General features: G+C 73.9%; 13 protein-coding genes. 7 read left to right on the top strand and 6 right to left on the bottom strand.

Features of this window, described 5'->3' with window-relative positions; translation table 11 throughout:
- Both KZ813_RS14870 and KZ813_RS14865 read left to right on the top strand, forming a co-directional pair.
- Window positions 1–384 (top strand): anti-sigma factor domain-containing protein (locus KZ813_RS14870; RefSeq protein ID WP_219755753.1); only part of this gene is annotated, 384 nt, incomplete at its 5' end.
- Between the two features lie 125 nt (window positions 385–509).
- Window positions 510–1,946 (top strand): NAD-dependent succinate-semialdehyde dehydrogenase, encoded by a 1,437-nt coding sequence (locus tag KZ813_RS14865; protein WP_219755752.1) that lies wholly within the window; start codon window positions 510–512, stop codon window positions 1,944–1,946.
- A gap of 99 nt (window positions 1,947–2,045) precedes the next feature.
- Here KZ813_RS14865 and KZ813_RS14860 read toward each other — a convergent pair whose 3' ends face one another.
- The 3 genes from KZ813_RS14860 to KZ813_RS14850 all read right to left on the bottom strand — a co-directional run bounded on the left by KZ813_RS14860 (window position 2,046) and on the right by KZ813_RS14850 (window position 4,164).
- On the bottom strand, window positions 2,046–2,930 hold the full coding sequence (locus tag KZ813_RS14860) for a MipA/OmpV family protein (RefSeq protein ID WP_258046809.1): 885 nt from the start codon (window positions 2,928–2,930) through the stop codon (window positions 2,046–2,048).
- A gap of 72 nt (window positions 2,931–3,002) precedes the next feature.
- The gene (locus KZ813_RS14855; protein WP_308461903.1) at window positions 3,003–3,323 is read right to left on the bottom strand and encodes a DUF2141 domain-containing protein; all 321 of its coding nucleotides are present in this window, start codon (window positions 3,321–3,323) and stop codon (window positions 3,003–3,005) included.
- Window positions 3,298–4,164: a sterol desaturase family protein gene (locus KZ813_RS14850; protein WP_219755751.1), complete on the bottom strand. Its 867-nt coding sequence runs from the start codon at window positions 4,162–4,164 to the stop codon at window positions 3,298–3,300. The genes KZ813_RS14855 and KZ813_RS14850 overlap by 26 nt, the downstream gene beginning before the upstream one ends.
- A gap of 46 nt (window positions 4,165–4,210) precedes the next feature.
- Between KZ813_RS14850 and KZ813_RS14845 the strand changes: the two genes are divergently transcribed.
- Window positions 4,211–5,032, top strand: coding sequence for an inositol monophosphatase family protein (locus tag KZ813_RS14845; protein WP_219755750.1), 822 nt, complete (start codon window positions 4,211–4,213; stop codon window positions 5,030–5,032).
- Window positions 5,033–5,263: 231 nt separating this feature from the next.
- Here the strand turns inward: KZ813_RS14845 and KZ813_RS14840 are convergent, their stop codons facing one another.
- Both KZ813_RS14840 and tsaD read right to left on the bottom strand, forming a co-directional pair.
- On the bottom strand, window positions 5,264–6,241 hold the full coding sequence (locus KZ813_RS14840; protein WP_219755749.1) for an NAD(P)H-dependent glycerol-3-phosphate dehydrogenase: 978 nt from the start codon (window positions 6,239–6,241) through the stop codon (window positions 5,264–5,266).
- Entirely contained in the window at window positions 6,238–7,263 is a 1,026-nt protein-coding gene (gene tsaD / locus KZ813_RS14835; RefSeq protein ID WP_219755748.1) for a tRNA (adenosine(37)-N6)-threonylcarbamoyltransferase complex transferase subunit TsaD, read from the bottom strand. The genes KZ813_RS14840 and tsaD overlap by 4 nt, the downstream gene beginning before the upstream one ends.
- 177 nt (window positions 7,264–7,440) lie before the next feature.
- Between tsaD and hemC the strand changes: the two genes are divergently transcribed.
- The 3 genes from hemC to KZ813_RS14820 are packed head-to-tail and all read left to right on the top strand — an operon-like array spanning window position 7,441 to window position 9,883.
- On the top strand, window positions 7,441–8,343 hold the full coding sequence (gene hemC / locus KZ813_RS14830) for a hydroxymethylbilane synthase (RefSeq protein ID WP_258046808.1): 903 nt from the start codon (window positions 7,441–7,443) through the stop codon (window positions 8,341–8,343).
- Between the two features lie 6 nt (window positions 8,344–8,349).
- A complete protein-coding gene (locus tag KZ813_RS14825) occupies window positions 8,350–9,009 on the top strand; it encodes a uroporphyrinogen-III synthase (protein WP_219755746.1) in 660 nt (219 codons plus the stop codon).
- Between the two features lie 43 nt (window positions 9,010–9,052).
- Entirely contained in the window at window positions 9,053–9,883 is an 831-nt protein-coding gene (locus tag KZ813_RS14820) for a hypothetical protein (RefSeq protein WP_219755745.1), read from the top strand.
- Window positions 9,884–9,989: 106 nt separating this feature from the next.
- Here the strand turns inward: KZ813_RS14820 and KZ813_RS14815 are convergent, their stop codons facing one another.
- Window positions 9,990–11,597, bottom strand: coding sequence for a lysine--tRNA ligase (locus KZ813_RS14815; protein ID WP_219755744.1), 1,608 nt, complete (start codon window positions 11,595–11,597; stop codon window positions 9,990–9,992).
- A gap of 50 nt (window positions 11,598–11,647) precedes the next feature.
- On the opposite strand from KZ813_RS14815, the gene KZ813_RS14810 reads away from it, so the two are divergent.
- Entirely contained in the window at window positions 11,648–12,175 is a 528-nt protein-coding gene (locus KZ813_RS14810) for a sterol desaturase family protein (RefSeq protein ID WP_219755743.1), read from the top strand.
- Window positions 12,176–12,568 lie beyond the last annotated feature (393 nt).

Raw genomic sequence — 12,568 nt, 5'->3', positions numbered from 1 at the left:
CCCCCCTGCCCGGCGCCGGCGCCGGCGCGCCCCGCCCCCGCCCCGCTGCTCGCCGCGCTCACCGTGCCGGCCGGGGCCGAGGCACCCGGCCGCGCGCCGCTGGCCGCCGCGGTCGATCGCGCCAGCGGCGAGGTGCGGATCGCCGCCGCCGCGGTGCCGCGCGGTCGCAGCGCCGAGCTGTGGGCGATCGCCGAGGGCGGCGCGCCGGTCGCGCTCGGGCTGCTCGACTCGGGGCGGCCGACCCGGCTGGTGGTCGCGCCGCCGCGGCGCGCGCTGCTGCGCGCGGGGACGACGCTGGCGGTGTCGATCGAGCCGCCGGGCGGGTCGCCCGGCGCGGCGCCGAGCGGGCCGGTGGTCGCCGCGGGCGCGCTGGCGGAAGGCTGAGGACGGCCTGAGGACGGGCTGCGGCGGGAGCCGGCGGGGCGAGCCGCGCGGGGGACGAGGCGGCCTGACCTGGGCGCGCCGCGGCGCTATAGCGCGCCTATCCCCTCACGCGGACGGAAGCGACCATGACCGACTCCCCCTACGACACCCCGCTCGGCCTCTATATCGCGGGCGAGTGGATCACCGCCGGGCGCGACACCCAGGAGGTGCTCAACCCCGCCGACGGTCGCGCCGTCGGCCACGTGCCGCTCGCCACCGCGGCCGATCTCGACCGCGCGCTGGAGGCGGCGGAGCGCGGCTTCCGCGCGTGGCGCGCCACCGCCCCGCAGGAGCGCGCCGCGGTGCTGTCGCGCACCGCCGCGCTGGTACGCGAGCGCGCCGACCAGCTCGCGCGGCTCGCCACGCTGGAGGAGGGCAAGCCCTTCGCCGAGGCCAAGGGCGAGGTGCTCGCCACCGCGGCGCTGCTCGACTTCCACGCCGGCGAGGCGGTGCGGATCTACGGCCGGGTCCTGCCGCGCCCCAGCGGCACGCGCTCGCTGGTGCTGCACCAGCCGGTCGGGCCGGTCGCCGCCTTCTGCGCCTGGAATTTTCCGGTGATGAACCCGGTGCGCAAGCTGTCCCCCGCGATCGCGGCGGGCTGCTCGGTGATCCTCAAGCCGAGCGAGGAGACCCCCGGCGCGGCGGTGGCGATCCTGCGCTGCTTCCAGGACGCGGGGCTGCCCGGCGACGTCGCGCAGCTGGTCTTCGGCGTCCCCGACGCGGTGTCGCGCCACCTGCTCGCCTCGCCGGTGACGCGCAAGCTGAGCTTCACCGGCTCGGTGCCGGTCGGCAAGCACCTGCTGAAGCTCGCCGCCGACACGGTGATGAAGAGCACGATGGAGCTCGGCGGGCACGGCCCGGTGCTGGTGTTCGACGACTGCGACCTGGAGCGCACGCTCGACACGCTGGTCACACACAAGTTCCGCAACGCCGGCCAGGTCTGCGTGGCGCCGACGCGCTTCCACGTCCAGCAGGGCATCTACGAGCGATTCGCCGAAGGCTTCGCCGAGCGCACCAGGGCGCTGAGGCTCGGCAACGGGCTCGACAAGGCGACGCAGATGGGGCCGATGGCCAATCCCCGCCGCCCCGAGGCGATCGCCGGGTTGGTCGAGCAGGCGGTCGGCGCCGGCGCCAGACTGCTCACCGGCGGCGCGCGCGGCGAGGGCGAGGGATTCTTCTTCACCCCGACCGTGCTGGCCGACGTGCCGCTGTCGAGCAGCGCGATGAACGAGGAGCCGTTCGGCCCGGTGGCGCTGATCGGCGCGTTCGCCGGCGTCGACGACGCGATCGCCGAGGCCAACCGGCTACCCTATGGCCTGGGCGCCTATTGCTTCACCGAGAACGGCCGCCTGCAGAACCGGCTCGGCGACGAGATCGAGGCGGGTATGGTCGCGATCAACACCGTCCGGCTGAGCTGGGGCGACGCGCCGTTCGGCGGCGTCAAGGACAGCGGTTTCGGGTCGGAGGACGGCCCCGAGGGCATCGCGGCGCACCTCATCACCAAGGCGGTGCATATCGCCTGAGGCGCGCCGTCGGTGCTCCCGCTCACACGGGGGCACCGACGGCGTCGCGCGCGTCCGCTGGCGCTCTGGGCCCCCGCGTCCGCGGGAGCACGGCGGCCGTCAGAAGGTGTAGCCGATTCCCAGCGCGGCGAGCCACTGGTTGCGCGAGCCCGCCACCGACACCACCGGCGTGTCGCCGAAGTCGTTGAGCATGCGCTTGTAGGTCACCCCGCCGATCGCCTTCCAGCCGCGCAGCAGGTTGCCGGTGAGCGAGTAGGTGCCCGCGATCCCGACGGTGTAATGCTTCCACCCGCCGCGGGTGCGATATTGCGGCAGCCCGCTCGCGACCGACTGCGCCGCGTCGACGTCGAAATAGGTCCGCGCGAAGCCGCGTTCGACCTTCTCGGCCGAGGCGAACAGCCCCACCCCCGCCTTGAGGCTGAGCGGGGTGAAATAGTTCACCGACGGGCTCCAGATGCCGCTGTCGTGCACGCCACTGACGTCGTGACGATAGCTCAGCGAGGCCGAGAGCTTGTCGTACGGGCTGGTGAGCACGCCGGTCTTGCCCAGGCCGACATAGCCGCCGAGCTCGATCGCGGTGTCGCGCTCGCCGAGCGCGCGGACGCGCGCGTCGTCGATCGACTTGTTGTTGCTACGGTTGAAGTTGACCACGCCGATCGGCCCGGCCTGGATGTCCCAGCTCGGTCCGCTCGGGTTGGGGACGAGATCGACCGAGGCGCGGTTGCCCAGCACCGTGAACGAGAAATTGTGGAACGACCCGATCGCCGCCGGTCCCGGGACGAGGCGATAGTCGTTCGAGCCCTCATAGTCAGGGAGATACGCGCCCGCGACCGCGACGGTGACCGTGTCGCCGACAGCGCCCGGGTCGGGCGTCGGGTTGGGCTCGGCCGGGACGCTCTGCGCCTGGGCGACGGCCGCCGGCGCGGAGAGCAGCCCGCCGCCGGCGAGCGCGGCGGCGAGGACCGCGTGGTGAAGGACGCGCAAGATGGTGAACCCCTGATGTTCTGATGCTCGGCGCGTAACTGACCGGGATCAATTTGGCTCCGCGGCAGCCCCTTAGAGGATGTAGTGCATCTTCACCTGTTGCGCTTCTGCATCACTCGCCAGCGTGAAGCGCGCCGCCTTGAAGCGCGGCGGCCCGAAGCGGATCGCGGGGTTGTTGGAGAAGCCGAAGCCCTCCTTGGGGATGCCCGCGAAGGTGTCGAGCTTGGCGTTGCCGTTCTCGTCGTGGATCACCGCCACGGCATAGTCGCCGCGCGGCAGCGCCGCGAAGCGCAGGCCGTGCTGCCCGGCGGGGATCGACCGAGTCACCGCGTCGCGGTCGTCGACGCAGCGCGGGAAGTTCGCCGGGTCAGCGGTGAGGCACACCCGGATCATGCCCTTGTCCGAGCGCAGCTGCGCGATCGACACGTCGAGCGAGCCCACCGGTGCCGCGCTCACCAGCGGCGCCACCGCCAACGCCGCGAGCAACGCGCGCGCGCGCCTGCTGGTGCGCGCGCGTGAAGTCGCCCAGCCCGCCGTCCGTGCCGCAGAGACGATCCCAGAAACGGAAGTATAGCCCATAGTTGCACCCGTATCGCTCATGATGCCGCTGGTGGTGGCTGGCCGTGATGAGCCAGCCGCCGAGGCGCCCCCCCCACATGAACTTCGGGAAGATCTCCCAACCCATATGGTTGGTTACCCCCATAACCGTCATGATCGTCAGCACCAGACCGAGTGCGGCGACATGGATCGGAATCACGAGCACCAGTAGCGGAATGGCAACAGCCCCGCTCACCGCCTCGATCGGGTGGAAGGCCATCGCCGCCCAGGCGGTCGGCGGGCGGCTGGCATGGTGGACCGCATGCGCCAGCTTGAACACGCGCGGGCGGTGCATCCAGCGGTGGGTCCAGTAAAACCAGGCGTCGTGCGCGACGAGGTACAGCAGCACCGACACGGGCAGGTACCAGAGCGGATAGGCGTGGACGTCCTCGTAGATCCGAGTCCAGCCGTGCGCCTGCCAGCCCCAGGCGAGGATACCCGCGGGCACGCCGTAGATCGCGGCGGAGGCGAGGCTCCACGCGATCTCGCGGCGGATCTGCGGGTCGAGCCCGCTGTAGAGGTCGCGGTGGCGCCACCGAGTCGCCAGTGCGAAGCCGCCGCTGGCGAGCAGGTAGCGCCCCCCGACGATGAGGGTCATCGCCAGCGCCGACAGCGAGATAGCCACGATCGCGTCCATGACCGGGGCTTCTAGCCTAGCGCCGCCGCGCGCGATAGGCAGGGCCATGCCCGTCCGACCCGATGATATCGCGCTCGCCCACCGCCTCGCCGACGCCGCGGGCGCGGTGATCCGCCCCTATTTCCGCCGGCCCGCCGGGCTGGAGCTCAAGGAGGACCGCTCGCCCGTCACCCGCGCCGACCGCGAGGCCGAGGAGGCGATGCGCCGCCTGCTCGACGCCGAACGCTCGGGCGACGGCATCGTCGGCGAGGAGCACGGCGTGAAGGAGGGCGTCACCGGGCGGCAGTGGGTGCTCGACCCGATCGACGGCACGCGCAGCTTCACCGCGGGGCGCGCGATCTTCGGCACGCTGATCGCGCTGGTGGAGGACGGCTGGCCGATCCTCGGCATCATCGACCAGCCGGTGCAGCGCGAGCGCTGGATCGGCGTCACCGGCCAGCCGACGCTCCTCAACGGCGCGCCCGCGCGCACCCGCGCCTGCGCCGCGCTGGAGGGCGCGATCGTCGCCACCACCAGCCCGCACCTCTTCGCCGAGGGCGACGTGCCGCATTATCTGGCGCTGGTGGCGGCGGCGAGCGGCGGCGCGCCGCGGCAAGGGCCGGTCTATGGCGGCGACTGCTACAATTACGGGCTGCTCGCGAGCGGGCATCTCGACGTGGTGTGCGAATCGGGGCTGCAGCTCTACGATTTCGCCGCGCTGGTGCCGGTGGTGGAGGGCGCGGGCGGGCGGATGTGCGACTGGAACGGCGAGCCGCTGACCAGCGCCAGCGCGGGCCACGTTCTCGCGATCGGCGACCCCGCGCGCGCCGACGACGTGCTCGAGGCGCTGCACGGCGCGCAGGGGCACGAGCAGGGGCACGAGCACTAGCGTGAGGCGTAGGATGCAGGCTGGATCAATCCACCAACGATCCTCCCCTGCCAGCGGAGGTGGCGCGCCGAAGGCGCGGCGGAGGGGTATCGCGGCTGGCGATCGTCGACGCGCTCACCGCGGGTGACACCCCTCCGTCGGGCCTGCGGCCTGACACCTCCCCTGCCAGCGGAGGATCGATGAGCTTCTTCGCCGCAGCTCACTATCCTTCCCGAGAGCGCCGCCCCCGCCTCACCCCTCGTCGCGCAGCGGCCGCGCGAGCAGCGCGTCGATCACCGCGCGCACCGGGGCGCCGTCGAGCAGCGCGCAGACCGCCGCGGTGATCGGCATGTCCACGCCCGCCGCTTCCGCCGCCTCGCGCAGCACCGGCGCGGTATAGGCGCCCTCCGCCACGGTGCGGCGCTCGGTCAGCAGCGCGCGCGCCGGCTCGCCGCGGCCGATCCCCGCGCCCAGCGAGAAGTTGCGCGACGCCGTCGACGAGCAGGTCAGCACCAGGTCGCCGAGCCCCGACAGGCCTGCGAGCGTCTCGGCGCGTGCGCCCTTGGCGAGGCCGAAGCGGGTCATCTCGGCGAAACCGCGCGCGATCAGCGCGGCGCGCGCGTTCTGCCCGAGCCCCGCGCCCTCGACCACGCCGCAGGCGATCGCGAGCACGTTCTTGACCGCGCCGCCGATCTCGGCGCCGATCACGTCGGCGCTGGCATAGGGGCGGAAGTGCGGCGCCGCGATCAGGTCCGCGACCAGCGCGCGCGCCGCGGCGTCCTCGCCCGCCAATGTCACCGCGGTGGGCAGCCCGCGCGCGACCTCGTGCGCGAAGGTCGGGCCCGACAGCACCAGCACCGCCGACCCCGGGTGCTCGGCCGCGGCCACCTCGCTCATCAGCAGGTGGCTGCTCGCCTCGATCCCCTTGGAGCACACCACGAGCGGCTGCGCGTTGGCGGGGAGCATCGCCAGCACCGGGCGCATCGCCTGCGCCGGCGTGACCATCAGATTGACCTCGGCCTCGGCCACCCAGGCGAGATCGGCGGTGGCGCGGATCCGCGGCGACAGCGGCGCGTCGGGCAGGTAGGCGGCGTTCTCGCGGCCGGCGTTGATCGCCGCGACGAGGGCGGGATCGCGCGCCCACAGCCGCACCTCATGCCCGTTGCTCGCCGCCACCTGCGCCAGCGCGGTGCCCCAGGCGCCCGCGCCGACCACGCCGATGGTGCTCACGCCTTCACCCCCGCGCCGCGCACCTTCTCCGCCGCCGGGTCGAGCGGCCAGCGCGCGCGCGCGGCGACGTCGAGCGGGTCGGTCAGCCCGGCGGCGAGGCGCTCGGCGCCCGCCCAGGCGATCATCGCGGCATTGTCGGTGCACAGCCACGCCGGGGGCGCGACGAAGCGCAGCCCGCGCTCGCCCGCGAGCTCCTCCAGTGCCGCGCGCACCGCGCCGTTGGCGGCGACCCCGCCCGCCACCACCAGCGCGCTGGCCTCCGCGGCGCGGTCCATGGCGCGGCGCGTGCGGTCGACGAGGCAGTCGACCACCGCCGCCTGGAAGCTCGCCGCCACGTCCGCCGCGGGGTGGAGCGGTGCCATCCGCGCCACCGCCGCCTTCAGCCCGGCGAAGGAGAAATGCGGCTCGGCCGAGCCCCTGAGCGGGCGCGGCAGCGGCACCGCGCGCGGGTCGCCGGCGCGCGCGGCCGCCTCCACCGCGGGGCCGCCGGGGAAGCCGAGCCCGAGGATCTTGGCGGTCTTGTCGAACGCCTCGCCCGCGGCGTCGTCGATCGTGGTGGCGAGCCGGCGGTAGCGCGCCACGCCCTCCACCAGCAGCAGCTGGCAATGCCCGCCCGAGACGAGCAGCAGGAGATAGGGGAACCGAAGGTCGGCGTCGGCGAGCCGCGGGCTCAGCGCGTGGCCCTCGAGATGGTTGACCGCGATCAGCGGCTTGCCCGCGGCGTGCGCCAGCGCCTTGCCGGTGACCAGCCCGACCATCACGCCGCCGATCAGCCCCGGCCCCGCGGTGGCCGCGACCGCGTCGACGTCGGCGAGCGTCACGCCCGCGTCGCCCAGCGCCGCGGCGACGAGCGGCTCGAGCGCCTCGACGTGCGCGCGCGCCGCGATCTCGGGCACCACCCCGCCGAAGGGCCGGTGCGCCGCCTCCTGCCCGGCGAGGCGATGCGCCAGCACCCGGCGATCGCCGGTGACGAGCGCGGCGGCGGTCTCGTCGCACGAGGATTCGAGCCCGAGGATCAGCATGCGCGCGCTCTAGCCGCTGCGCGCGCCCTTGTCGAAGGTGTCGAAGGTGTCGAAGGTGTCGAAGGCGGCGTATCAGAGGACGATGTATACCGCGGCTCGTCGCGATCCGCTTGTGAAGCCGGGGCGGCTTCCCCTAACGAGCGCTTCGTCGAAGCTGCCGCCCGGATCACCGCTCCCTTGCCCACCGTCTTCAAGCTCGGCACCCGCGGCTCGCCGCTGGCGCTCACCCAGGCGGGGATGGTGCGCGACGCGCTGCGCGCGGCGCACGGCTGGGACACGATCGAGATCGTCGTGATCCGCACCACCGGCGACCGGGTGCAGGACCGCGCGCTCGCCGAGATCGGCGGCAAGGCGCTGTGGACCCGCGAGCTCGACCGCGCGCTGCTGGCGGGCGAGGTCGATGCCTGCGTCCACTCGATGAAGGACGTCGAGACGCTGCGCCCCGCCGCGATCGCGGTCGCGGCGATGCTGCCGCGCGCCGACGTGCGCGACCGGCTGATCGGCGCGACCAGCGTCGCCGCTCTGCCCGAGAACGCCACGGTAGGCACCAGCAGCCCGCGCCGCGCCGCGCAGCTGCGCCGGCTGCGCCCCGACCTGCGCCCGGTGCTGTTCCGCGGCAACGTCGACACGCGGCTGGGCAAGCTGGCCGCGGGCGAGGTCGACGCGACGCTGCTGGCGGCGGCGGGTCTCGAGCGGCTCGGTCGCCACGACACCGGCGCGGCGATCCCGCTCGACCAGCTGCTGCCCGCCCCGGCCCAGGGCGCGGTCGGGGTCGAGACCCGCGCCGAGGGCGCCGCCTATGACGCGGTCGCCGCGATCGACGACGCCGCGACTCACCGCGCGGTCGACGCCGAGCGCGCGCTCCTCGCGGCGCTCGCCGCCGACTGCCACTCGCCGGTCGCGGCGCTGGCGGTGTACGACGGGGACACGCTGCGGCTGCGCGCCGAGCTGCTCAGCCCCGACGGCGCCGAGCAGGTCGCGGGCGAGGCGCGCGGCGACGACCCGGTGGCGCTGGGCGCGCGGCTCGCCGCCGAGCTGCTCGGGCGCGCGCCGCCCGCGATCCGCGCGCTGTTCGGCTGAGCCGCGATGCCGCGCGCCGCGCTGGTGCTCCGCCCCGAGCCGGGCAACGCGCACACCCGCGCCGCGCTCGCCGCCGCCGGGATCGAGGCGCGCGCGCTGCCGCTGTTCCGCGTCGAGCCGCGCGCCTGGGACGTGCCCGACCCGCGCGACTATGACGCGCTGCTGATCACCAGCGCCAACGCGGTGCGCCACGCCGGCGCGGGGCTGGCGCGGCTCGCCGCGCTGCCGGTGGTGGCGGTCGGCGCGGCGACCGCGCGCGCGGCGCGCGCGGCGGGGCTGACCGTGGCGCTGGTCGGCGACGGCGACGCCCTCGCGGCGGTCGCGCAGGCGGGCGCCTACCCGCGGCTGCTCCACCTCGCCGGGCGCGACCGCGCCGGTCGGCTCGCGCTGCCCGCGGTCACGGTCTATGCCAGCGTCGCGGTGTCCCCGCCGGCGGAGGCGCTGGCGGACGCGGTCGACTCGGTGGTGCTGCTCCACTCGCCGCGCGCCGCCGGCCGCTTCGCCGCGCTCGCCGCCGCGCTGCCGCGCGACCGCGTCCGGCTGGCCGCGCTGAGCGACGCGGTGCTCGCGGCGGCGGGCTCGGGCTGGCAGGCGACCGCGACCGCGCGCGCGACGACCGACCTCGCGCTGGTGGAATGCGCCGCGGGGCTCGCGATTGACCCGTGACCCGCGCGCGGGGATAAGGATGCTCGACGGCGAGGAAGCGCGAGTGAGCGACGGGATGGACACGGCGCAGGACGCGCAGCGATCGCGGATGGGGCCGGTGCTGGTGATCGCGCTGATCGCCTTCGCGGTCGGCCTGGGGCTGATGGCCTATGCCTCGCGCAACGCCCCCGGCCTGTTCGGCCGCGCCGCCGCGCCCGCCGCGGCGCCGACGGTCGCGGCCGCGCCGATCACGCCCGACGTCGCCACGCTGGCGATGCGCGAGGCCGCGCTGGCCGCGCAGCTCGCCAATCTCGAGGCGCGCGCGGCGCGGATCGACGGCGCGAGCGCGCAGGCGGAGAGCAACGCCGGCCGCGCCGAGGCGATCCTGATCACCTTCGCGGCGCGGCGCGCGCTCGATCGCGGCGTCGGGCTCGGCTATCTCGAGGGCGAGCTGCGCCGCCGCTTCGGCGCGGCCTTCCCGCGCGAGGTCAACGGCGTGATCCGCGACTCGCGCTCACCGGTGACGCTGGAGGACCTGCGCGAGGGCCTCAACGCCGCGGCGCCGACGCTGCTCGCGCAGAAGAGCGACTGGTGGGCCGGGATCGGCAGCGAGCTCCGCAGCCTGGTGGTGGTGCATCGCGCCGGCACGCCCTCGCCGCTGCCCTCCGACCGGTTGGCGCGGGCGCGGCGCCAGCTCGGCACGGGCAACGTCGAGACCGCGCTGGCCGAGGTCGAGCGGCTGCCCGGCGCGGGCGAGGCGGGCAATTGGACCGCGGCGGCGCGTCGCTACGTCGCGGCGCGCGCCGCGCTCGACACGCTGGAGTCGGCGGCGATCACGGGCGCCGCGACCGCGGCCGCGAGCGTGGCGCGCGCGGAGATGGCGCCGGCGGGGTAGTCGGGCGAGATGGGCAGCATCTCACCCACGCCCTTCCGGCGCCCCGCGCCTCCCTCCCGCTCCCGGCGAGCGAGGGAATGGGACGTGAGGGTGACCGACGCCGCAGCTAGGCCCGCGCCAGCGCCTCCGCGATCAGCGTGCGGCTGTTCTCCACCCCGTACAGCGCGATGAAGCTGCCCATGCGCGGCCCCTGGCTGGTGCCGAGCAGCGTCTCGTACAGCGCCTTGAACCAGTCGCGCAGCTCGGCGAAGCCGCCGGCGTCGCCGAACGAGGACTTGCCGATCTCGTAGACGATGTTCTGCACGTCCTCCGCGCTCGCCCCCGGCGGCAGCGCGGCGAGCTCGGCGTCGAGCCGCTCGAGCGCGGGCACCTCGACCCCCACCGGCGCGCGGCGGTGGAGCGTCGGCGCCACGAAGTCGCGCGCGTAGGCAAGCGCGTGGCCGATCAGCCGGTCGAGCGCGGGATAGGTCGCGGGCGAGGCGTCGGGCACGTAGTTGCCGAGATAGCCCCACACCTGCTCGCGCGTGGCGTCACCGCCCATCACGCCGACCAGGTTGAGCAGCAGCCCGAAGGTGACCGGCAGCGTCTCCGCGGGCACCTTCCCGTCGTGGATATGGTGGACGGGGTTGCCGAGCCGCTGCGCGATCGGCTGCGTGGGATAGTTGCCGCGGAACTGCCAGTAATCGTCGACCGCGCGCGGGATCACGCCGAAGTGCAGCGCCTTGGCCTTCTTGGGCTCGCGATAGGCGAAGAAGGCGAGGCTCTCCTCGGGGCCGTAGCTGAGCCACTGGTCGAGGCTGAGCCCGTTGCCCTTCGACTTGGAGATCTTCTCGCCCTTCTCGTCGAGGAACATCTCATAGTTGAAGCCCTCGGGCGGTCGGCCGCCGAGCACGCGCGCGATCTTCGACGATTGCACCACCGAGTCGATCAGGTCCTTGCCCGCCATCTCATAGTCGACCCCGAGCGCGACCCAGCGCATTGCCCAGTCGACCTTCCACTGCAGCTTGGCCTGGCCGCCCAGCACCGACTGGACGATCCGCTCGCCGCTCGAGTCGATGAAGGCGATCGTCCCCGCCGCGGCGTCGACCACCTCGACGGGCACCTGGAGGACCACGCCGGTGGTCGGGCTGACCGGCAGCACCGGCGAGTAGGTGGCGCGGCGCTCGGCGCGGAGCGTCGGCAGCATCACGTCCATGATGCCCTGATAGTGGCGCAGGACGCCCTTGAGCGCCTCGTCGAAGCGACCGCCGGTATAATAATCGGTCGAGGAGACGAACTCGTAGTCGAACCCGAAGCGGTCGAGGAATTGCCGCAGCATGGCGTTGTTGTGCGCGGCGAAGCTGTCGAACTTGCCGAACGGGTCGGGGATGCGCGTCAGCGGCTTGCCGAGATGCTCGGCCAGCATCGCGCCGTTGGGCACGTTGTCGGGCACCTTACGCAGCCCGTCCATGTCGTCGCTGAAGGCGATCAGCCGCGTCGTCTGGTCGGACAGCGCGTGGAAGGCGTTTCGCACCATCGTCGTGCGCAGCACCTCGTTGAACGTGCCGATGTGCGGTAGCCCCGAGGGGCCGTAGCCGGTCTCGAACAGGATCGGCGCACCGCCTGGCTTGCCATCGGGCCAGCGCTTGAGCAGCTTGCGCGCCTCCTCGTAGGGCCAGGCCTTGGACTCGAGGGCGGCGGACGTGAGCTCGGCGGAGCGAAGATCGTCGGTCATGGTGCGCTGCGACGTAGCGAGACGCGCGCGCGATGGCTATATCGTCGCGCATGTCCTGGTGGGCCGCCCTTCTCCTGTTCCTCGTCACCGTCGCGCTGATGGAGGGCTTCGCGTACGTGATGCACCGCTGGGTGATGCACGGCCCGGGCTGGTTCCTGCACGCCAGCCACCATCGCGCGCGCCCCGGCAACTGGGAGCTCAACGACCTCTACGCCGCGATCTTCGCGGTGCCGTCCTTCGTGATGATCCTGGGCGGGGTGCAGCTCGGCTGGTGGCCGGGGTTCACCTGGATCGGCGCGGGGATCGCGGCCTATGGCGCGATCTACTTCGGCTTCCACGACGTCATCGTGCACAAGCGGCTGCCGACGCGCTACCTGCCCAAGTCGGCCTATATGAAGCGGATCATCCAGGCGCACCGGCTCCACCACGTGGTCGAGACCAAGCACGGCACGGTGAGCTTCGGTTTCCTCGTCGCGCCCAGGCCCGAGGCGCTCAAGGCCGAGCTCAAGCGCCGCGGCCGCGCCGGGGTGCGGCGCTCGACCGGCGCGGAGCTGGTCCCCGAGCGCGCCGACGGCTGAGCAGCGCCGCGGGCTCGTGACGGGCTCGTGAGGGGGCGCAAACGTTCGCGTTCCCAAGCCGCGCATTAGGTCTCGACAAAGAAAACTACCGCGCGGTACAAAAAAGCCGGTTGACCCCTGTCGGGTCGCTTTCTATACCAGACGGTATCGAAACGACGGTGGCCGCGTGCCCCCGTGCGATCGACGGAGCCGCCATGGATCCTCTTTCCATCCTTGAGTTCGCCGCGTCCTGACCGGGACCGGCGTCGCGTAACGATCTTTCCTCCAGCCGCTCGCCGGGCGCCCGCCCGCGCGACCGGACACGTCCGCCCTCGCCCGACGCGCCGCGTACCCGCGCGCCGGAACGCGGCCGGCCGCCCATCGCACAGGATTTGTCTTCATGGCCGATCGCGC

It is taken from the genome of Sphingomonas folli (genome assembly GCF_019429525.1).
Classification (GTDB): Bacteria; Pseudomonadota; Alphaproteobacteria; order Sphingomonadales; family Sphingomonadaceae; genus Sphingomonas; species Sphingomonas folii.
Note: the sequence above shows the minus strand (reverse complement) of the source record. Positions and strands in the feature narration are given on the sequence as shown.

Bases quoted from the DNA above. Each gene is read 5' to 3' on its own strand.
- KZ813_RS14850 (WP_219755751.1), bottom strand. From the start codon at position 4,164: ATGGACGCGATCGTGGCTATCTCGCTGTCGGCGCTGGCGATGACCCTC.
- KZ813_RS14810 (WP_219755743.1), top strand. From the start codon at position 11,648: ATGTCCTGGTGGGCCGCCCTTCTCCTGTTCCTCGTCACCGTCGCGCTG.
- KZ813_RS14855 (WP_308461903.1), bottom strand. From the start codon at position 3,323: ATGATCCGGGTGTGCCTCACCGCTGACCCGGCGAACTTCCCGCGCTGC.
- tsaD (WP_219755748.1), bottom strand. From the start codon at position 7,263: ATGCTGATCCTCGGGCTCGAATCCTCGTGCGACGAGACCGCCGCCGCG.
- KZ813_RS14815 (WP_219755744.1), bottom strand. From the start codon at position 11,597: ATGACCGACGATCTTCGCTCCGCCGAGCTCACGTCCGCCGCCCTCGAG.
- KZ813_RS14825 (WP_219755746.1), top strand. From the start codon at position 8,350: ATGCCGCGCGCCGCGCTGGTGCTCCGCCCCGAGCCGGGCAACGCGCAC.
- KZ813_RS14845 (WP_219755750.1), top strand. From the start codon at position 4,211: ATGCCCGTCCGACCCGATGATATCGCGCTCGCCCACCGCCTCGCCGAC.
- KZ813_RS14865 (WP_219755752.1), top strand. From the start codon at position 510: ATGACCGACTCCCCCTACGACACCCCGCTCGGCCTCTATATCGCGGGC.